Source organism: Gilliamella sp. B3482, assembly GCF_026536805.1.
GTDB lineage: Bacteria > Pseudomonadota > Gammaproteobacteria > Enterobacterales > Orbaceae > Gilliamella > Gilliamella apicola_E.
Map to the genome: position 1 here is coordinate 279,058 of NZ_JAFNNL010000003.1, position 20,834 is coordinate 299,891.

23 protein-coding genes are annotated in these 20,834 nt (G+C 33.2%); 2 read left to right on the plus strand and 21 right to left on the minus strand.

Annotated elements, in window-relative coordinates; all coding sequences use genetic code 11:
- Window positions 1-5: 5 nt before the first annotated feature.
- Complete coding sequence (locus tag J3U18_RS06735) at window positions 6-1,388, plus strand: APC family permease (protein ID WP_065563489.1); 1,383 nt, start codon at window positions 6-8, stop codon at window positions 1,386-1,388.
- A gap of 120 nt (window positions 1,389-1,508) precedes the next feature.
- On the opposite strand, the gene J3U18_RS06740 is transcribed toward J3U18_RS06735, so the two are convergent.
- The 21 genes from J3U18_RS06740 to J3U18_RS06840 all read right to left on the minus strand — a co-directional run bounded on the left by J3U18_RS06740 (window position 1,509) and on the right by J3U18_RS06840 (window position 20,390).
- Window positions 1,509-1,772 carry an HPr family phosphocarrier protein gene (locus tag J3U18_RS06740; protein WP_065734887.1) on the minus strand — a complete coding sequence of 88 codons (264 nt, stop codon included), beginning with the start codon at window positions 1,770-1,772 and terminating at the stop codon, window positions 1,509-1,511.
- 147 nt (window positions 1,773-1,919) lie between these two features.
- On the minus strand, window positions 1,920-2,855 hold the full coding sequence (locus tag J3U18_RS06745; protein WP_267353310.1) for a phosphatidate cytidylyltransferase: 936 nt from the start codon (window positions 2,853-2,855) through the stop codon (window positions 1,920-1,922).
- Window positions 2,856-2,893: 38 nt separating this feature from the next.
- Window positions 2,894-3,352, minus strand: a complete 459-nt coding sequence (locus tag J3U18_RS06750; protein ID WP_267338567.1) for a hypothetical protein — start codon at window positions 3,350-3,352, stop codon at window positions 2,894-2,896.
- Complete coding sequence (locus J3U18_RS06755) at window positions 3,346-4,650, minus strand: phosphatase PAP2/dual specificity phosphatase family protein (protein ID WP_267353311.1); 1,305 nt, start codon at window positions 4,648-4,650, stop codon at window positions 3,346-3,348. The genes J3U18_RS06750 and J3U18_RS06755 overlap by 7 nt, the downstream gene beginning before the upstream one ends.
- Before the next feature lie 2 nt (window positions 4,651-4,652).
- Window positions 4,653-6,404: a bifunctional alpha/beta hydrolase/class I SAM-dependent methyltransferase gene (locus tag J3U18_RS06760; protein WP_267353312.1), complete on the minus strand. Its 1,752-nt coding sequence runs from the start codon at window positions 6,402-6,404 to the stop codon at window positions 4,653-4,655.
- A 3-nt stretch (window positions 6,405-6,407) separates the two neighbouring features.
- Window positions 6,408-7,025 carry a CDP-alcohol phosphatidyltransferase family protein gene (locus tag J3U18_RS06765; protein WP_267353313.1) on the minus strand — a complete coding sequence of 206 codons (618 nt, stop codon included), beginning with the start codon at window positions 7,023-7,025 and terminating at the stop codon, window positions 6,408-6,410.
- Between the two features lie 925 nt (window positions 7,026-7,950).
- Window positions 7,951-8,286: a hypothetical protein gene (locus J3U18_RS06770; RefSeq protein ID WP_267353314.1), complete on the minus strand. Its 336-nt coding sequence runs from the start codon at window positions 8,284-8,286 to the stop codon at window positions 7,951-7,953.
- Window positions 8,287-8,630: 344 nt separating this feature from the next.
- Window positions 8,631-8,930: a TrbM/KikA/MpfK family conjugal transfer protein gene (locus J3U18_RS06775; RefSeq protein WP_267353315.1), complete on the minus strand. Its 300-nt coding sequence runs from the start codon at window positions 8,928-8,930 to the stop codon at window positions 8,631-8,633.
- Window positions 8,931-8,971: 41 nt separating this feature from the next.
- Entirely contained in the window at window positions 8,972-10,882 is a 1,911-nt protein-coding gene (locus J3U18_RS06780; RefSeq protein ID WP_267353316.1) for a type IV secretory system conjugative DNA transfer family protein, read from the minus strand.
- 2 nt (window positions 10,883-10,884) lie between these two features.
- Window positions 10,885-11,901: a P-type DNA transfer ATPase VirB11 gene (gene virB11 / locus J3U18_RS06785; protein WP_267353317.1), complete on the minus strand. Its 1,017-nt coding sequence runs from the start codon at window positions 11,899-11,901 to the stop codon at window positions 10,885-10,887.
- A 134-nt stretch (window positions 11,902-12,035) separates the two neighbouring features.
- Complete coding sequence (gene virB10 / locus J3U18_RS06790) at window positions 12,036-13,241, minus strand: type IV secretion system protein VirB10 (RefSeq protein WP_267353318.1); 1,206 nt, start codon at window positions 13,239-13,241, stop codon at window positions 12,036-12,038.
- Window positions 13,231-14,001, minus strand: coding sequence for a TrbG/VirB9 family P-type conjugative transfer protein (locus tag J3U18_RS06795; RefSeq protein WP_267353319.1), 771 nt, complete (start codon window positions 13,999-14,001; stop codon window positions 13,231-13,233). The genes virB10 and J3U18_RS06795 overlap by 11 nt, the downstream gene beginning before the upstream one ends.
- Window positions 13,985-14,731, minus strand: coding sequence for a virB8 family protein (locus J3U18_RS06800; protein ID WP_267353320.1), 747 nt, complete (start codon window positions 14,729-14,731; stop codon window positions 13,985-13,987). Before J3U18_RS06800 ends, J3U18_RS06795 begins: the two co-directional genes overlap by 17 nt.
- Window positions 14,728-14,880 (minus strand): hypothetical protein, encoded by a 153-nt coding sequence (locus tag J3U18_RS06805; protein ID WP_176713965.1) that lies wholly within the window; start codon window positions 14,878-14,880, stop codon window positions 14,728-14,730. Before J3U18_RS06805 ends, J3U18_RS06800 begins: the two co-directional genes overlap by 4 nt.
- Before the next feature lie 9 nt (window positions 14,881-14,889).
- Complete coding sequence (locus J3U18_RS06810; protein WP_267353321.1) at window positions 14,890-15,825, minus strand: type IV secretion system protein; 936 nt, start codon at window positions 15,823-15,825, stop codon at window positions 14,890-14,892.
- Window positions 15,826-15,827: 2 nt separating this feature from the next.
- On the minus strand, window positions 15,828-16,487 hold the full coding sequence (locus J3U18_RS06815; RefSeq protein WP_267353322.1) for a type IV secretion system protein: 660 nt from the start codon (window positions 16,485-16,487) through the stop codon (window positions 15,828-15,830).
- A 4-nt stretch (window positions 16,488-16,491) separates the two neighbouring features.
- Window positions 16,492-18,888 (minus strand): conjugal transfer protein, encoded by a 2,397-nt coding sequence (locus J3U18_RS06820; RefSeq protein ID WP_416380018.1) that lies wholly within the window; start codon window positions 18,886-18,888, stop codon window positions 16,492-16,494.
- A complete protein-coding gene (locus tag J3U18_RS06825; RefSeq protein WP_065734900.1) occupies window positions 18,857-19,222 on the minus strand; it encodes a VirB3 family type IV secretion system protein in 366 nt (121 codons plus the stop codon). Before J3U18_RS06825 ends, J3U18_RS06820 begins: the two co-directional genes overlap by 32 nt.
- 37 nt (window positions 19,223-19,259) lie before the next feature.
- Complete coding sequence (locus J3U18_RS06830; RefSeq protein ID WP_065734910.1) at window positions 19,260-19,505, minus strand: conjugal transfer protein; 246 nt, start codon at window positions 19,503-19,505, stop codon at window positions 19,260-19,262.
- 70 nt (window positions 19,506-19,575) lie between these two features.
- On the minus strand, window positions 19,576-20,196 hold the full coding sequence (locus tag J3U18_RS06835) for a hypothetical protein (RefSeq protein WP_267353324.1): 621 nt from the start codon (window positions 20,194-20,196) through the stop codon (window positions 19,576-19,578).
- A 5-nt stretch (window positions 20,197-20,201) separates the two neighbouring features.
- Window positions 20,202-20,390, minus strand: a complete 189-nt coding sequence (locus J3U18_RS06840; RefSeq protein ID WP_218060055.1) for a TraY domain-containing protein — start codon at window positions 20,388-20,390, stop codon at window positions 20,202-20,204.
- Between the two features lie 221 nt (window positions 20,391-20,611).
- On the opposite strand from J3U18_RS06840, the gene J3U18_RS06845 reads away from it, so the two are divergent.
- The gene (locus J3U18_RS06845; RefSeq protein ID WP_267353325.1) at window positions 20,612-20,758 is read left to right on the plus strand and encodes a hypothetical protein; all 147 of its coding nucleotides are present in this window, start codon (window positions 20,612-20,614) and stop codon (window positions 20,756-20,758) included.
- Window positions 20,759-20,834 lie beyond the last annotated feature (76 nt).

Here is a 20,834-nt window from a genome sequence, read left to right on the forward strand (position 1 = left end):
AAATCATGTCCGCAATAAAAATGAAACGAGTTTTAACCACACCTGCATTAATTGCATTTGGTTTAGCTTATATGGTTCCTTTAGGGATCTTTACCACTTATGGGGAAGTTACCGTTGTCAGTAATGGACACTTACCTATAGCCTACATCATCACCCTTGCCATGATCTTTTTCACAGCATTGAGTTACTGCCGAATGGCAAATAAACTCCCTATTGCTGGTTCGGCGTATACCTATGTACAACGAACTTTTGGTGGAAAAGTTGGTTTCTTAGTTGGTTGGGCACAAATTCTTGATTACCTATTTTTACCAATATTAAATTATTTGGTTTTAGGAATATATCTACATGAGCACTTTGAGAATATTCCAGCCTATGTATTTGTATTAGTATCGATTATGGGTGTCAGTATATTAAATTATCTTGGAATAAAGTTAATCAATTGGGCCAATATCACTTTAAATTTATTTCAAGCGTTATTTATCGTATTGTTTATTATTATAACGTTAATAAATGTTGATTTAACACCCGAAGCGATGCTCAAACCAATATCAGTTACACCAGATGACTTTAGTGGTTTATTTTCCGGAGCCGCCATATTATGCCTTGCATTTTTAGGTTTTGATGCAATAGCGACACTGGCTGAAGAATCAAATGAAGCGAAAAAAACCTTACCAAGAGCTATTATTGGCACCGTACTTATTGCTGGTTGTATATTCCTAGTTGTTTCCTATTGTGCGCATTTAGCGTATCCGCAATGGACTGATTTTGTTGATAATAGAGATACAGCGAGTTTGGATGTAATGCACAGAGTTGACAGTATAAGTCATTTAACCAATATTCTTGGCAATTTTGGTAATGATTTTATATATAATTTCTTCCAAACAGCATATTTAACTGGTGTATTTGCCTCAACAATGACAGCACAAACTAGTGTGTCTCGAATTTTTTATGCTATGGGACGTGAAGGTGTATTACCTAAAAGAATCTTCTATAGAATTCATCCACGTTTTAGAACACCTTACTTATCAATAATTTTTGTTTCTATTTTTTCATTATTCTCTTTGGTTCTTGATTTAACCTTAGTGATATCGATGATAAGTTTTGGTGCATTAGTCGCTTTTACCTTTGTCAACCTATGCGTTATCAAAAGCTACTTAGGTGGTGAAACCAAGAAAACAGTGTTGATGCTATTAAAATATGGACTAATGCCTGCAATTGGTTTACTACTTTCGTTGTGGCTATGGACTAGCCTTGAATCGACAGCAATGATGGTTGGATTGATATGGTTGGCTTTTGGATTCTGTTATCTACTTTATTTAACTAGATTTTTTACAACAACATTACCATCAATTGATCATTCGGAATTGGATTCAATTATCAAAGATTAGATAATTCTATTAGGTCTACTTAAAAGTATTTAGTTCATGCCCTTTAAAAATAATCCCGTCGACCAAGGTCGACGGGATTTTCATTTTTAAGTAATAAAACTTGATTAAAATCGCTTAAAATTATTCACCAAAACCTGTAGCAAATAATTCACGGATTTCATCCATAGCTGCTTTTTCATCTTCACCATCACAGATGATTTCAACAGTTGAACCACCTTTAACGCCAGCACCAAGTAAACCCATCATACTTTTTAATTTAATAGCTTTATCGTTATAAACAAGTTCAATTGATGATTTATAACGACCAGCTAATTTAACAAGTGTCGTTACTGGGCGGGCATGTAAACCAGTTGAATTTTTTACTACCATTTGCTCTTTTAGCATATTATATGTCCTTACTTATATCTAACGTTAATACGATACCTGTATTTATATCATAAATTCATTTTTTTTGCTCTTTTTTAGCGTTAATTTTTGAAATTTATTCATAACATTCTGATTATTAATAGCTGTTTATTAATAATACTAAAATTACTCTACCCAGAAATATCTCACCACATGGAAAAAAATTGGAGCAGCAAAACAGATTGAATCGAAGCGATCAAGTATTCCTCCATGACCACCTATAAGCCTTCCCCAGTCTTTTACACCCCGATCACGTTTGATGGCAGACATCACTAATCCCCCAAAAAAGCCCAAGAGTGTAATCATTAGCGAAATTAAACCCGATTGCAGAAAAGTAAAAGGCGTGATCCAAAACATACATGCCCCAATAAAACTGGCTGATAAAATACCGCCAACAAACCCTTCTATCGTTTTTGCTGGTGAGACATTTGGGCTAATTTTATGTCTTCCAAATAATTTTCCAAAAACGTATTGCAATACATCTGATAGCTGAACGACGAGTACTAGATAAGCGATTAACAACAGGTTACGACCTTGATAATTTTCGATGTCTAACACTAATAATGCTGGCACGCATGAAATACAATAAACCGTAATCATCAATCCCCATTGTACATCCGCTATTCTTTCTAAAAAATTTCGGGTCGATCCTGTAATCGTAGCAAATATTGCCAGGAACAAAAACGCATAAACTGGAATAAAGATACTGAATAGACCATACCAAGCATAAGCGACCAAAATATATTGCACAGGTAAAGCGATACCAAATGCAAAAATTAATGCAAAATAGTCGTAGCGATTAATCGGTGTTAAAATAAGAAATTCACGTAAAGCTAATCCCGAAACAATAAAAAACAAAAATATCACTGCCAATTGACCTAACCAAAAAGCTCCACCAATAATGGCTACCATCACCCACCATGCATTAATTCGAGCATTTAAATTATCAATACTGGGGGATTTGAAGCGGTATTTTAGAAGCTGACCAATTATCGATGCCACTAACAAAAACAAACCGATGCCCAAAAACAATAAAAATGTATCATATTGATAATGGGACATCTTAATTCTCCTTGTGTGTAATGTTACAAAAAAATCCGTTAATTATTGATAATACCATTAATGACAGCAAAAACGATTAAACAATTTTGTAATAAAAATAAAATTATTTGGAATCTTAACAGCGATAAAACTCCCTTTTGGCGATCATCCACTGTCCTTAATGTTGGAGCATTAATGAGTTTTAAATTGATTAACGCCTTATCCATCGCCAACAATTCATTTTGCAAATGGTCTGAATGATTGGCTAAATATTCAAATAACTTTTTATCAAAAGCGACTCTTATAGCGTAATATTTACTTACTAAACCAAGGAGAAAAATAATCAAACAAAAAATGGTTAAAGCTCCTTCCCCAAAACTTATCAAAGCAACAAAAGCACCTAATACGGATAAAAGCATAGAATAAATATCAATCTGTCTGCTAATTGATAAATAATGACAAAATATCTCCAAATCGGTTTTGCTAATACTATTTTGCAATGGGTCCGAACTTAACATCTCCCTATCCCTTCTTTAATCGTTGAAAACCAATTGGATAAAATCAATTGTTGTTGGTTAGATATAACAATCGAATTCCGACAGGCTTTTACTTTATTTATTGCTTCTTGTAGATTATTGGCTCTTTTCGTCCATAATAACCACGCAATCACAGCGGTTGCACTTCTAGAATAACCTAAAGCACAACAAACTAATAATTTACCTTGTTGATGATAAAGTTCAATAGTTTTCGCGGCTTGTTGACACTCTTCCTGCGAAAGTGGGGTCATATCTAAAACGGGAATAAGAGTATATGCACCTTTAAAATGCCCAATTGGTAACTCGGCGCACAAATCTACCACGGAATTATAATGATTTTGCTTTAAGCTTTGACTGGATGGAATGCGGCCTAAATAAACTTCATCAACGATCAAATCATCAGTTTGATGTCTGATTGTCCATATCCTTGAATTTATCCACATAATGATAAAATATGGGAAAAAAAGCAAAATAACGGGAAGCTTAAAATGGCCATTTTGTTGTTTTTGAAAGTCTGATGAGAACAAATAATTAGCAGCAACCAATAACAAAGCACCTGCCAACCATAATAGAGCCCATACAGAATAATAGACAACAACGGCCAGTGATAACAAGCTCAAACCAAAATAAATCAATGCCCAGCAATAGCTTGACGGTCGATGTTTCATCTGTTTTTCTCTCTTATCTGGCCATAACCAAATACAAAAACACCCAACCCATAATCCAGTTGGAATATCAAAAAAATGATGCTGCCAAGTGGTTAAAACTGAAAGTCCAATTAACAAGCACCAAATATGTAAAAAATAACGACTCAATCCACGAAAATAGTTAGCGTAAAACTGCCATAAAATAACTAATAACGTAATATGTAATGAAGGAGCTTGATTAAATGGCTTATCAAATCCCATCAAAATATCAAACATCAATCCAAAAAATCCGTCCAAAGCCGGACGATCAAAATAGAATTTCAGTGGAAAAAGCAAAAAACAAATAATACAAATGACTTGCGCCGTTAACAGCCGTAAACCAAGAGTCTTAAGAGATTGCCATGAAGATGTTAGTAAAATGGCAAAACCATACATGAGATCGATAGACCAATAAGGAACAATCGTCCATGGCCAAAGTGGAATATTACGTTCCCAACTAAAAAATAGACTCGGTATCCCCTCACGTTGAGACGTAAACCAGTTAGCAAAATTGTAACTAGTAAAAAAGAACACCGATAAACCGACTAACCATATACACTTATAAAAGTTAAGCCGGTTAAATACTTTTAGCATAATTAATTCGAATTTCGTTGCGCAAGCGAAACGGTAAAAATACCCCACTGATCTACCAACATGGTAACTTTAGTAAATCCAGCTTCCTCAACTAACTGATCCATCTCAAGCTGAGTCCGTCGTCGCATAATCCATGCTTTTCCTTCTCGATGAGAGGTTAAAGCTCTAGCAATAAATTCAAGTTGAGGATGCCAAGGTTGATTGGTATAAATTAAATATCCCCCTGCTGGAATCACATCGGACAACCCTAACAAAGATTCACGTAATAACTGATTATCATCAAACAATTCATATAAACCTGAAACCACCGCTAAATTAGGTTTTGGAGATAATTGTGAAAGTTCATTACGACTAAATGCATCACCTTTTTCAAAACGGACAATATCACTTAAACCTTGTTGTTCTATGAGTATACGCCCATCACGAATATTGATATCACTATAATCACGTAATAGAACCGAATTTGGTTTATGGGCAATTTGATTAATCGTTTCTAGAATGTAGCGACCATGTCCTGCAGCTATATCAACAATGTTAACTTCATCAGATTGTAGCTTTTCAATAGTTTGCTTTAACAATTGCTCTAAATGGTTTTTACGTTGTCGAATACCCCTCCAGCCAATAGATTGCAAATAGAGATAATCAAAAAATTGACCGAGTTTAGAGGAACCAGAAGGTTCATTTCGATAAACATAATCTAGTGTACTACCCGAATCAAATCCTGTTTCTAAGCCTAGCTTGATACCATCAGACATTTTACCAGCATGTTTTAAGGTCGCTCGAACACACTTCCAATACCATGACTTAATCCATCCAGAAGGCGGTAATGCTAATTTATCGGTTTCCATGCGAGTATAACCAACTCGATCAGCATTTGTTAATACCGGAACATTGGGTTGATTTGCAAAACAGCCTTGTATAAACCGCCTCGCCCTATCGATAGCCATGTAACGATCTTTCTCGCCAAACGTATCGTGATAAAATTTTGGTAAGATATGGAACTCTTTTTGGTTTGTTCCTAGATTATCATAAAAGATTTTCTGTGGTTTACGACGCACCACAAAATCAGAGCCAGAAACGAGTAATTGAGTGGGAACAGTAATGGCGTTGGCATCTTTAACAATTCGATCTGATACCGCATAAAGATCAAGCAATAATCTAACTGAAATAGGTCGAGTAATTAATGAATCTTTATTAAAAGATTCAGCCCGACTAGTATCATGCGTTAATAAATTCGGTTTGACATAACTATTTACGAAAAAATTTCCTTTTAGATTATACAGTAACTTAAGTCCTGGCACAGCTAATGGTACATATAACTTAACGCTAAATGCGGGTGATCCTAAAACCAAGGCGCGAATATTTGGCACATAATCATGCACCCAAGCGCTTGCAATTACCGCCCCTACACTTTGAGCGATAACGGCAATATCTTGCATACTCAAAGAGTATTCCTCAATGATATGCTTAATAAAACAATCAGCATCTTTAATTAGCGTGGCAAAATTGGGAGCATCACCACGCTCACCTTCTGATTGACCGTTTCCTCTCGCATCCCAAGCAAAAATATGGTAGTCAGGTAAATCAAGTTCATCAGCCAAATGGGCTACTCGTCCAGAGTGTTCATGACCTCGATGAAAAAGTACAATGACTTTTGAAGTCTTTTGATCATTAGTCTCAACAGCTGGCCAATAACGATAAAATAATTGACAACCATCATGACTAATAAATGTTTTTTGCTGCTGTTCACGCATAAGCTAATCCTTGATATTTGTTGATTCTTGCAATCCCTTTCTAACTCTATTAACTACCGTAATTAATAACAAAAAGATAATTAGCCACAATACAGTATTAAGCCAATCAAGTGGTAACAAATAGGTAGAAATGCCTAAACTTATTAGGCTAAAAACAAAAGCCCGATCACTTTTACCCATGGGGCCATCATAACGTCGTGAGCTACCTATCATCACACCGAGTACTCCAGCAAACTCAGTTAAAAAAGATAACAAAACGACTAAAATAACTAAACTGTTATTGACCTGATTCAATTGAGTAAAGATTAATAGTAATACAGAATCAGAAACCACATCACAAATCTCGTTTAAATACGAACCAAGATTTGATTTTTGGTTATATTCTCTTGCTAGCATACCATCAATCGCATTGAGTGCCATCCGAATAAACATCCATAATGGTATTAACAAAAATAACCATAGATGATCTGCAAAATAACCAACAAACATAGCAACTAATATCGACCCAACACAAGCACCTAATGTCACCTGATTGGCAGTTATTTGTGAATCATAGAGCAACTTCACATAAGGACGAAGCAATGCTTGAAAGCGCGATTTTAATTGATAAATAGAAAACATTTTTCGTCCTTTAATACATAATTAAACAATACGTTGTAATTGAGTATACTTTAATGAGCTATATAAAGGGAGTGATTAATGAAAAATTATTTAAGGATTACTTTTTTTGTATTTTCCAACACAATAATTTAAAAAAATCATTACAAATGATTAAACTATCAATAGTTGCATATCAAGAGCTAAAGTAATCATATAATTTTTCTAATGAAAATCTATTCAATAATGAATTGGCAAATCTTCTAATCACAATCTGATGAATACACATTTGGATACTTTTCTGCTGATCGTTTGACAAATTAATCAACAATTAGTGAACTAAAATTAAAGCAAATTATTTTGTAAATCGTTCGCTGGCTGAAACGCTATCAAAACTCGCTCATAAAACATGCCATGTCTGGCAACATTATGAGCATGATTAAAATGTAGAAGCCGATATCATAATAGAGTTTTGGATCAAAAAAATAGCATCAATCAAATTGATGCCATCAAATACTGTTTACAAGGCGGAAAAGGTCAATAAATGAGACACTACATTATAAAAGATAGCTTGTTTCAGCAAGTTGTATATAACTTACTAATTAGTGGATTTGAAATATTGTAGAATAAAAAATATTCAGAAAATATGGCTGCTCAAATAGTTAAAGTTAATTACAACATGAAGATTTACCAAATAAACCAAACACCTAAAAATAATATTAATTTAATTAACAAAATGTCAAAAACAGTTAACAGTAATTCAATTTAGATGGTAGGAAATTATGATTTATCAATAATAAAACTAATTTCAAAGGGAATGTACACAAGATATAAATTTATATGTCCCGACTATGGGCAAAACCATGAAAAGTTTGACTGGTGGTAATTATAACAAATTTTTAGTCAACCATAAATGGTAACAATTACCATTCATGATATCATAAGATTTTTATTTCTTGATCCACACGACTTTTTTATTATTACCGAACGCAAGTTCATTTGGTGAGATTAAAGTGTATTCGATACGATTACTACTCATACTTCTTAAATAATTAGAATCTTCCTTCACATCAAATGTTGAATTTCTATTTATCATAGGATCTACATGATTCACTTCATAATGATCACCTTGTGCAGTAATTGTAACAGTACTCGAAATAGAGTTAGGATTAGGCTCAACCCACGTTCCAGAAAATTTTCCTGAAACATTATCATTACAACCAACTAGGGCAATAGAAAAAAGGCAAACTGCAATTACTTTTTTTAACATCATTATTTTCTCCAATTAATTTATATCATTTTCAATTTTTTAAAATTTAACTTCATCAGATAAATCCAAAAAACACGATAGTGCAGAGCTTAGAACTATAGAAAATTGTTATTTATCGTTAATATTAGAAGCAATGATAAATTCCATTCTTTATAATCAGAATTATACTTTCCCAGTGATGGTAACACAAATAAATGCCCAACATACTAGGTAAAGTATCATCACCACATTTATAATAACCAGTTTTTTCGGAATTTCCAAGAGCATCAGCAATAGCGTTCCCTAATTCTGGATTTTCTGCTTGAATACTCAAATATTTTTCTTTAAAAGCCCTAAAGGGCTTTTAAATTATCTATTAATTAACGTCTTAAAGCCCCAAATTTAGAAATAATATTTTTAACAATTTTTGGATCAGCGGTAGGACAGCTGTTTAAGAAACTATTTCTAGCACTAGATGTACGACCAATATTAAATTTTCCATGTTTTTTAGAAATTATACTAAAAAAGTCTTTTACTGCTGAAGAACATTCGGATGGATTTGCCCCATTCATTTTACCATACATGCACATAACAACTTTGCACGGATCACTTTTAGCAAATACCGATGGTGCTATTAACATTGAGCAAACAGCTAATGGAACAACTAGTAGTTTTTTCATTTTCATAATTGATTCTCCTTTGTTTCTGGTACATCATATCTTTAAACTATATGAGTAGGTCTAAATGAATTAAATTTTAGTAAGGGAACATCTATAATGTTGTTTTCAGAAAAAATTTTTCTTTCAATAAAAGCCGGTTCATCAAAATAAACTATTTTATGGGCAATAAAAGGGCGAACTTTTTCCATGATCACTATTTCATTAATCCCTAAATTAGTTTTTTTACCCGCACGAGTTGTATAAACTTCTGAGCCAAGTTCTACAACTTCTTGTGGTAATAAAACATCCCGTCCCTGCTCCGAAAAATTATCACTTTTAGATCCTCCACCTTTAGAACGTGAATTTGATTTATTTTTTACTTTGACTGTTTTTTTACCAATGGTTTCACTGATAATTTTTGCATCATCAGAAACTAATTTTGGCGGATAATTTATTTGTACTGCACAGTTATCTATTAATACTTTAGCTCCTTCCTTTCCATAAAGTTTATCGTTTTCTATTTGTCCCCTAGCCTGTATAATTATCATGTATCTGAGATTATATCCAGCTGTATAACCAATTGATTTTTCGATTATTTCAACCTTACCCATAGATGTAAATTCATCTAATACTAACAGACACTGATATTTCAAAGATGGGTCTTGTTCCGGTAATGTTTTAGTATTAACAGAAATTAATTGACTAAAAAAAAGATTTGTCAATTTTGCATAAGTCATTAATGAAGTCGGAGCAAGTCCGAGATAAATAGACATTCTCTTAGTTCGAACGTCACGCAAATCAAAATCGTCACCGGAAGTTGCAGCTTTACAAGCTGCATTAGTAAATATGGATAGTGGAGCGGTAAGAGTAGATAAAATACTACCCTGTGTTCTTTCTGGCGTAGCAATGAAACGCCGGAATTCAGCAATACAGCCATCTGAAAGTGGCCGACCTTTTAGATCTGCAATTTCGATTTCTTCGTCCATCCATGTTGCCAAACCTTGCGCTGGTGAAGTTAGACTTAATAATTGGGCCATAGTAACTGGCATGCCAGTGTATTCGAGATCGAGCATATACAACACTAAACCCTTGAATAGGTTACTTGCTAGTTCATTCCATACATCATTATCTCCCCCACTATTTGGATATAAAATCTTACTAATAATCATAATATCGCCATCCCTAAAATTAGGATTTCGATTTATATAAGTTAAAGGATTATATCGATGAGATCGCAGAAGCTCGCCTTTTTCATATCTATTGATAATGTCATTTTGTTCTTCTTCAGACATCGATTTGAATTTATCTGAGCTTTTGAATTTATTAAACTCTGCATCAGTGAATGAATAACCATCAGGACAAAATAAAAATACTTCTTGTCCCCTAGATTTTCTATATCCTCCCGTATAAATAAAATTCTCCAGCTTAATATCGAGAACTACAGCACTATCTCGATAATTTAGAAGATTTGGTATAACAATACCGACCCCTTTTCCCGATCGAGTCGGAGCGGCAATATAAATAAATTGTTGGCCAATAAATTGCAAAAACTTACCTTTATAACGTCCTTTATGCATCTTACCGATTAATACAGCAGGATGTTTACTTTCTATCAGTTCTTTATCGGAAGGAAAAAGTCCACTTTTAGATAAGTCCATATCATTTGCAAGTCTTGCACTTCCAAACAATTCTTCCTTTTTTCGTAAATTTAATAAAATAAATATGGTAAAAAAGAACGGCAATAAAAAAGTAATGACCATACCAATGAAACCACAAATAAATGCAACTTGATTACTGTCAAATTGGCGGTAATTAAAGTAATATTTCCAAAAACTAAAAATCCCTAGAGAAGCTAAATCTAACCCTTTCATTTTCATAAAGATGAGGCCAGCCACATACTGACTACCAATAGTAAATGCTAAAATAACCAGTAAAGAGAAACAGAATAAGCCTATTTTTTTTTGTCTAATCATGTTTAACCCATTGCTAAAATTTCATTTTTTTCCATAGGATCAAAAAATATTTCTTTTAAAAACGAACCTTTAAAAAAACAAACAATATCTATTGACGACCTAACGATCTTAAAAATGTGATCATAATCTAATGTTCTGCCGTCTTCTGATTGCTTGACCAGTCCAGTAATACGACTAAATGCACTATAGCAATCATTTGCATGTGTAGTGGTTACACTCCCCGAGTGACCTGTATTTAATGCTTCAATATAGTTCCATGCTTCATCTCCACGTAATTCAGCTAAAAATATATGATCTGGCTTCATACGCATGCATGATTCAATAACGTATCTAGGAGGACGAATTTTATTTTTATAGAAAAGATGTAAATGGTTGGGATGATTGGGTAAATCAAGCTCATGAACATCTTCAATAGTAAATATTCTTCTTGTTGGAGGGTAAAGATCAACTAATGCCTTCATTATTGTTGTTTTACCTGAACCTGTTCCCCCAACAAGCAAAATATTTAGGCGATTTTCAACAGCCATAGTGAAAAAATCTTTTATTTTTTCCTCCTTATAAAGCTTATATAAGATCGCCTGTTGATCAGTTAAATCATTACTTGCTCGACTTGCATATTTGAAGCCTCTTAATCTTCCCGTATTTTCATAGTCAGACAAGGTAAACCTTGATTTTGAGGGCTTTCTAAATGTCATTGATATACTACCATCCTCGACCATTGGTGGAATTACAATTTGTCCCCGCTCGCCATCCGGCAAAATAACTGACGAAACTGGATTATTAAAATCTAAAGGAATACCATCGTTACTCATAACAGATAAAACCGTTGCTAATTGCTCTAATGACGCATAATCTACTCTAGGCTCATCTATAAATTCCCAGCCATTCCCCCGATCAAACCAAATTCTATTAGGCTGATTAACAGCTACTTCGGTTATTCCTTCTAGATCTAATATTTCCTGAATACCAATTTTCTTAAGAAATTGATATGCCATCAACTTATTATGTGGAATATTCATTAGATTTATCCAACCATCTCATAATTAGTTGTAACACTAAGTGTTACGCTCGGGACTCCCTCCGTTAAATAATGTAAAATTGGATTTTTACTCAGCTTTTCAACTATGGTTATTTTATTGATCATTGCTATCTCCTATTTTCTTACTGTCCTATATATATCTCTAAAATCGACATCACGAGGCACTAAAATATAAAGCATCGTCCCTTGATTTATATATGCTGTAGGCGGTATATTAATAGTATTTTCAAGAGCAATTGATGCCATGTTATTCATGGAGTCGGTTGTCGAATCATAACTGATTCGGTTATCACTTTTCGATAAATTATTAGATACAGTTTTAAAAGCATCATCTACAAAAGACAACATAATAGCTCCACCAAAACGCTCCCAAAAGTGAGTGTCAACCCAAGCAGGTGCACCACTTGCACCAAGCGTATCTGTTCCCAGACTATCAATTTTAATACGGATTTTTCCGTCCTGTGCTGTAGTCCAGTTAACAAATACTCTAGCTTTTCCTTGTTTTATAACTTTTTTCTGTTCACCCATAAACGTGGTTCCTGCTCGCAATAATAAAACATCACCATTACTTGAATAAATATCTTTAGTTAGAATACATATAGGCACGCTTGGATAATCAGTCACAATTTTTGTTTTTAACACACATGGCAATAAAGTACCTCTAGATAACAAAAACTTCAGATCTTCAAGCTGGGATATACTCCCATTTTCGAATTCTTCACCCCTCAATGTATCATTCAAACTGGAATCACTACTTGAACTCTCTTTAGATTCATTACCTGATGAGATAACGACCAGTGTCTCACCCAACAACTTTCTATCAGCTGGGGTCTGTTGTTTATCATTAGAATTACCTGATCCGGTACTGCCATTGGGTGAATCTGAATTGCTATTCTTCTCAGCTAACAGCTCTGCTTCTTTTAAAAGTTTTTGACGCTGTGCTTCTTCTTCAGCTTTTCTTTTGAGTTCAGCCTCTTCTAGCTTTCTTTTTCTATCAGCCTCTTCCTGTTTTCTCTGTTCTTCTTGTCTGAGTATCTCAGCCATCGTCGAATTAATACTAGATTTATTGTTATAGTCCCCCCCAACATTAAGCGCTTCATCTTTTTTAGTTTCATATGATGAGTCTTCACTAGTACGAAATAAAATAGAACTTAATATAAGTAGTACTATAAAAAAGATTGATAGTAATACGACTAACATCATCACTTTTTTATTTTTTGAACGCCCTGTTACATTTATTTTTCCTCTATCTTTTACCTCTTTGCCTGTTAATGGGGGAATATAATCCTCATTATCATTAATTTGATCATTAGAAGTCATTAATTACAGCCCTCTTCTCTCCAGTTGTCGTACCATCGTCATTGTATGACTGTGGAATACTACTATTAGTTTTTATGGCCATTACTCTGTCTCCAAGCCTAAGCATAAAGTTATTACTAATTTCATGTATGACCATCACATCACGTTCTAGATGTGTATTAGTAATAGCCTCTTTTCCATCTTCCATTACTCTGTAAACAATCGGTAAATCTTTTGAAGATGAAAAGCGCATACAAGTAAAACGTCCATCATCCCATATAGCTAAAGGTGATAATTCTTTATCCCCTTTTTTATAGTAATTCCAATTCATAAAACTAGTTGAACATGGTGTAGTTCGTTCTTCGTTTACTTCATTTTCTGGATATGAAAATCTAACAAGCCAGCTTGCGTTATCTGCGCTAGACGCTGTTTTTAGACTCAAAATATACGTTCGCTTATTAGTAACGAGTGTTACATTAGTATCAGGTTGTTTAGCAATCGGTCTAATAAAAATATTATTAGCTCTAACAGAAACATTCCATGCAAGCGGATCTCCCAACCCCATTCCGGCATTATTTGTTGTTAAAACTTCTGATTTATCTAATTGAATAAGGGTTGAAACACCTTCTTTAACACTGATTTTTGTTACATCATCTCTATTATATTTAACAACTTGTACTCTTTTATCATAACGAGTACGTTGCGGATTAATCTCAGCAAATACAGAGACTGAAATACAAAAAATAAGAGGACAAATAAGATATTTATTTAACTTCGACATTTTCTACATCCACCCGATAACTAATAACCTCAAAACCTAACGGATTTTCAAGTCGTTCCGCTTCAGTTTTAATTTCTTTTTTATAATCAAAATCTATTGTTGCTATCCAAGTTGTTGGCTTATAACCAGCTGCTGGCGTACCATCTTTATTTTTAACCAATTTTACAAACCGAACTTGTGCTAAATTATTAATGAATGTAATCCCACGAACGGTTACAACAATTTTTTTATCCTTTCTCAAGACTTTTAAAGGAGATAACGCACTTTGAATATTAAACTCATATTCAGAAAATACATTGTTATTACTTAGTAACTTTGTTATATCAAACATATTTTGAATGGTATCCCAATCATATGACTCTCGATTAATGACGAATTCTTTTAAAAAGTATTTAGACAAAACCTCATCATATGTGACTTTATCGTCAGCTAAAGGTTTGGCAATATCAATATAACCACTTGTTGAATCTACTCGCATAACATATGGAACAGCAGTTTTTAAAGGGGTTAAGACTGTAAGTGCAATACTTTGCAAAACACAACAAATACCAAGCACTATCGTCAGTTTCCACCCCATTTTTAAGAATTTGGAATTACGTTCATTTTCATTCACAATAAAATTCTGGATGGATTTATAATATAAATCAGCTTCTTTTTTCTGTTCTGACGTCAATGCTTTTGACGCCATTTGTGTTTTTTCTATATTTTCATCGTAATATTCTTTTGTCACTTATTTACTCCTTGCTCAGTGTTTAATTGTCCTTGCTTTTGAATAGCAGGATTAACCATTTCCCACTTACCCTTTGGTTGTTTTGGCACAGGAGCAGAACAACTAATTACACTGACAAAAACAAAACTCGATAATAGAACTTTCAACATATTAACCACTTATCCCCCTTTACCTTTACCTTTCATTAGACCACTTATACTATTAGCCAATTTTTTACCGGCCTTAGCACCTAAGCCTCCCATACGGCCTAACATACTATTCATATTGCCATTTAAACTATTTATACCCACACCACCAGTTAAACTTGAAATCAATGTTCCCACTTGTCCGAGAATATAAATGCCTATAAACATCACAATAACGATTTGATATACTCCCTCAAATTTTAATGTTTCTGTGTCAAATGTCTCATTGATAAATGAAATAAATAATTTCAAAACAATACAATATCCAAGTGTTAATAAAATATAGTTAGCACATTGACTACACCATGATGTAAACATCCCTCTAGTGGCTGGAAATATTGATAGACAAATAAATATCGGACCAACAGACATCAAAATAGCAACCATTAGTTTTGCAACAAGCAAATATGCCGTTGCATATAACGCAAAAACGGCAGATGTTAACCAAAGTAAAAGCCAATAAAAAACGGCTTGCATAGCTAACCCCCAATTATCAGACCATCCAAATTTCATTTTTTCTTGCAGCTTTTCAAGAGATTTATTGATCGATGCCATAAATTCATCTAACATGGTTGTACTTACACTATTACTACCGAAAAGTGCGGAGCTTAGATTGTCACCCGCCTCCAAAACAAAGGGTATAACATATTTTTGATAATATCCGGCCGAATAACAAACAGCGCCAACCAGAACAATCATCACCATATTTTTCAATATGTCCGTTATAAACATGTCATTCTGAGCAGTAACAATTTGCCATGCAACATAAACACAATACGCCATGATTGCCGCAAGAATTAGTGGCAAGATAGCAGTGCTTATTGATGTGACATTAGACGCTATTTGGGAATTGACGAGATTAGACACATTATTATAAAGACTGGTTAAAACGCTGTCGCCCAAAGCCATTCTTATTTACCTCGATAAAACTTTTCAAACTCGACAGCCATTTTATTTTTTTTAAGTCTGTCCTGTTGTTCTAAAAGTATAGCCATCGTATCAATTCGAGTTTTATCAATTTGATTTTGTGCTATCTCAAAAGCCAAACGATTATTTAAATCTTCCTTTTCCTGCGGTGTTTTTGCTTCATTTAACAATTTTGCTAATTCAACGATGTTTTCAGCTCGCTTTGTACTGGCTTCATATGACTGTTGCATGAGATCATAAGAAACCAGCAAAGAATCAATGTTTTTTTGAAATGATTCTGATTCAGAAGTTACCCCAAATTTTTCACGCAATGATGACAAATTTTGAGAATCATTCATCTCAGTTTTCCAATCATCAATGTTTAAATAACTCGAAATAGTAGGATCAACAAACACATTACCAAGCCCCCAATTTCCCTCAAATCGACGAAGTTGCTCTTCTGATTCTTTTTTCAATTTTTCATTAATATTTTTTGCTTCTTCAATTTGTTCTTTTAAAGCGTTTAATTGCTCCAACGCTTGTTGAGCCTGCTGTAATGCATTTTGTACCGTTTGAGCTATTGCAGCTGCATCAACGGTTGGGATACCAGTTGAATAGGAATTAAAACTAATGACTAACCACATAAATAAAAACAATTTTTTCATATTATTACTCCTTTCGTAATATTTCTTCTATAAAAATAGGCATCCAAATTTTTGGATCATCTCCAACCTCTTTTCTAATTCTTTCACAAATTTCAATTCCTTTATGTGTACCGGATATGATTGGTAAATATTCGTCAAAACCTTCTAGATCCATTTTTGCAAAACATGATGAATTAGATTGCTTAATAAGAAATGTACGACTAGCAAGATCTAAACGTCGTAATCGATCAAACTCTTTAACGGTTAGGCCGACTTTCTCATATGAATTTTTATATTCAGCATCAGGATTTGGTAAGAATATTTTTGTCGGTGTTTGCTCAACAATAGCTTCAAAAATGTTACATTTAATAGCATCCGCAGGAGATTGTGAAACAAGTCCTATAAACTCATTTTTAATACGACCAGCTTTTAACGTGCTTTTAATTAATTCTTGTGTGGTCGGATAGTTCGCAGGTTTCCAAAACTCTTCAATTAACGTTAGCATCAACCTACCCGCATTATGTTGTTGCATTACCTGCTTATAATATAGCAAAACTGCTAATAGAGGCTCACATGCCGGATGGTCATTACCCGATGAGTCTTTCTCAAGTACGACAGTAGTATCAAAACCTACTTTTGTATAATGAATAGGATTAAATGTATTAGTCGGACTATCTACCGCCCAAGCCAATTTTCCACCTTCGCTTTCACAATATTTACTTAAACGTAAACGAAGACTTGAACCTTTATTAATTGACGAAAGTAGTAAACCGAATCGACGCATAAATAAAGGCATTTCTAAAACAGCATTAACAGAACGTCTAATTATTTCAGCGTCTTCATCTGTCACTCTAGCATCTACATCCCTAGCACAAGACTCAACCCAACGGTATAAGAATGATTTCAAGCTATCACTAGCAACTTCTTCAAGCTGGAATGGATTAAAACCAGTAAATTCACCTTCTTTTATAGAAAAATAAGCCCCACCAAAACCTCTGAAGGTCATTTCAAGAGAACGGTTATAATCAATACCGAACATCATAGGATGAAATCGCTGTAAAAAAGTTGCTATTGCACCTTCTAATGTTGTTTTGCCCGCACCTGTAGCACCAAGTAATAGAAAATGACCAGCAATAGCTTTTCCTGTAACATTTTTATGAGGATGACTATAATGGGTATTAAAAAAATACAATCCATCAGCAATAGTTTTAAGAGGCATGATAGCCGTTCCATCACCAATCGGATTACCTTTTTCTTTACCGAATGAATAATTATGCATCGAAAACAAACATGCTAAATTAGTTGTAGTTCTTCTAGAATCAAGGGGACGCAAATTTGAATCGGGTAAACAACTAAGAAAAGCTTGATAACCCTCAATAGTTGCTTTCATCAAACTGAAGCCCCCCCCGCTAGTCAAAAATTCACTGGATACTTTTGTCCCTCCGTCCAATGCTTCTTTAGCTGTTTCACCCAAAACAGTCAAAGAACTTTGATAACTACCGAACATTGCCTTGCCTTCAGCTAGAGTAGCTTTACCAATTAGAAGTTCATCTATAGCTTCGCTCATTTCTCCGGATGATTCTAATTGATTTATTTGTTGATCTATTTGTTTCTGGACTTTAGTTGTTGATGCAAAAATAAAAGATTGTGTGAGTACAAACTCATAAGGCAACGTTAAAAGAAAATCCCATTGGCCCATTACTGTTCTAAAAGAGAAACCTTTCAGAATATAATTTGTTGCATACTTTACTTTTGTTGTTGATTTATTTCTAATTTCCAATAAATCATACCCAAAATACCATTCACTTTCGGGTATTTGTTGTCGAATAGGTGTATCAGAAAGCGGAATATCAAGTGACTGATTATTTAGTAAATATGCTAAAAACTCCGCAATCTCTGATTTGAAACCATTTCTTCCTAAAACAGTAACACTAAATGTTTTTAAAACGGCTTTGGATTGCTCTATTATTGTGTTCAAAAACTCCATGCCTTCAATAATATCCGACGTTTTTAATACGAAACTGACATAATATTCTGTTTTAAAAAAATTATTGTTATCGAATAGATTGCAATATTTATTAACAAATTTCTGAGCAAAAAGATTATTTTCAAAATTGTATTTTGTATCTAACTTTACCTTTTTCTTAATTAGATGTGTCCACACTCCCAATGAACCACCATATTCTTTACCTAATACAGTAAGATAATCTTTGAAGTTTAAAAATGCTAACTCAATTTGATTATCTGAAACCGATTCAAATGGCATACCATCAATAACTAATGTACACAATAATTTATTACTACCAATTGATATAATATTATCGCTCAAGTGATAACCGTAGTCTGGGATATATTTGTCTATCGATGACGATTGTTGATTTGATTCTTTACTAATTTTCGAATTTGAATTTTTGCTTTTCATACTTACGCCTTATAAACATATCTCCACAATGAAAACTAATAACGTTGTTACGTTGTAGTACTTTCAGTAAAAAACCATTCAATCTCAACTTTGTAATTCTCATTGCATTTGGTTCAGTTTCACACATAGCCCTAACAATAAAAAAAATCATTCCAGATATAAAAGGAAATATTATTGCTTTAAGAAAACCGAACAAAACAAAACAAAGAAAAAAACCGAACATTCCAAACATACCTATCCCTAATAATAAAAGGAGCGGAACCCCCATCACTAAAGCAGGTCGATTAAAACCGTTATAAGTAATATACTCATCTACTTTTTTATCTGTTTCCATTACAATACCTTTGTAAAGGGTCATTAAAACCCTTTTTCTATTGGAAAAGTGTTAACATCCAGTTCCCGCCAACTAATGCACCTCCAGCTACACTACAATAAAGAAAAGCCATTCCAACTTCATTCCATTGTTTACGTTCCATAAATGCCATCGTAATATTGTAAATTAGATAAACTAATGCACCGATCCCAGCTATACTGAATAACCAAGTTTTAAATTCTGTTAACGCAGAAGTACCAGCTTGTAATCCTCCCGCTGCTGAAGCAACGTTAATGAATGACATTAATAAAGTAAAAATAACCAATTGAAATTTATTAAATTTTAATCTGTTCATAAAAAACCTTTTATAATTTTTAAAAATCCCCAAAAACATCCCAAACCTCTTTGTTTTTGAGGGGGGTTTCTACATCACTCACAACTGAGCGTTTTTTAGATTGTTGTTGTATATCTTTTTCTTTTTTTGCCTCGATAATTTTTTCTTGATTACCTCCTTTTGAATAATTTTCTAAACTTTTTTTTAATCTTTTTTGCATAGCTTGATGATTATCATCATTTTCTAAGTTGCCTACATCATTTGCTGATATAAAGCAATTAAGCTCCCCTCGTAGTCGTTCATCATCAGTGAAATGATCCTTTTCCATTTCTTCGACCGTGCATTCATTAAGAATTTTTTCGGTGATTTTTAGAGCATTACATACATTGAAACCATCCATCGGATCGACATCATATTTTTCAAACAATAAAGAATTTACTTGTAATGCTCCTATTTGGACTGGTTTCTTTTCTTCTAAAAAATATTTCAATTTCTTTTTTGCTTCTTGTTCATTTTTATAGTCAATACTTTCACCAATCGTCGTCACTAAAAATTGTGTATGATTTGATGTTATTTCAGAAAGCAAAAGTATTTCATCAACAGGAATATTAGGTGAACATTGCATTGCTAACGTTATTAACAATTCTTTTGTAATGCTCATTTTGATTATCCTTCATTCTGAATTTGGCTAAAGTTATCATTTGAGAAGGGATATTTTTTTAAGTGATCTTTTAACCTAATTGTTGCTTCGGTTCTTTTAGATCTTCTTGAATTTTTAGTAGCTTGAATTAATGCCTTATTAGTTTCTTCATCCAGAATTAATGTAATTGTTATTGTTCTCTCATACATAAGCATCCACATCCCCTTCTATACCAATAAATAATGAGTTAAATTTTAAACGTTTTAAAATTATCTTATAGACTAAAATCTAATTTATATTTGTATATAAATCAGTTGTTGATCAACAGTTAATTAACAATTGATCAACGTTTTATATTTGTTGATTTTTACTTTTTTTGGGTTTATATTTAGGTCTAAATTTAAATCAAAAAAACACACAATATGAAGGAGTAAAAATGATAATTGAACAAAACATAATAGGTATTTCGGATTTTAAAAAAAATCCGATGTCTTTTATGAAAGAAAATCAAATTTTATTAATTTTAAATCATAATAAAAAAGCATTTTATTGCTTATCACCTGAAATCGAACATGATAAATAATAACAGAATGATGAGATAAATGGGATATAACAAAATAAACAGGGAAATAATGAAATTGTTTTTTGAAAAAATGTTA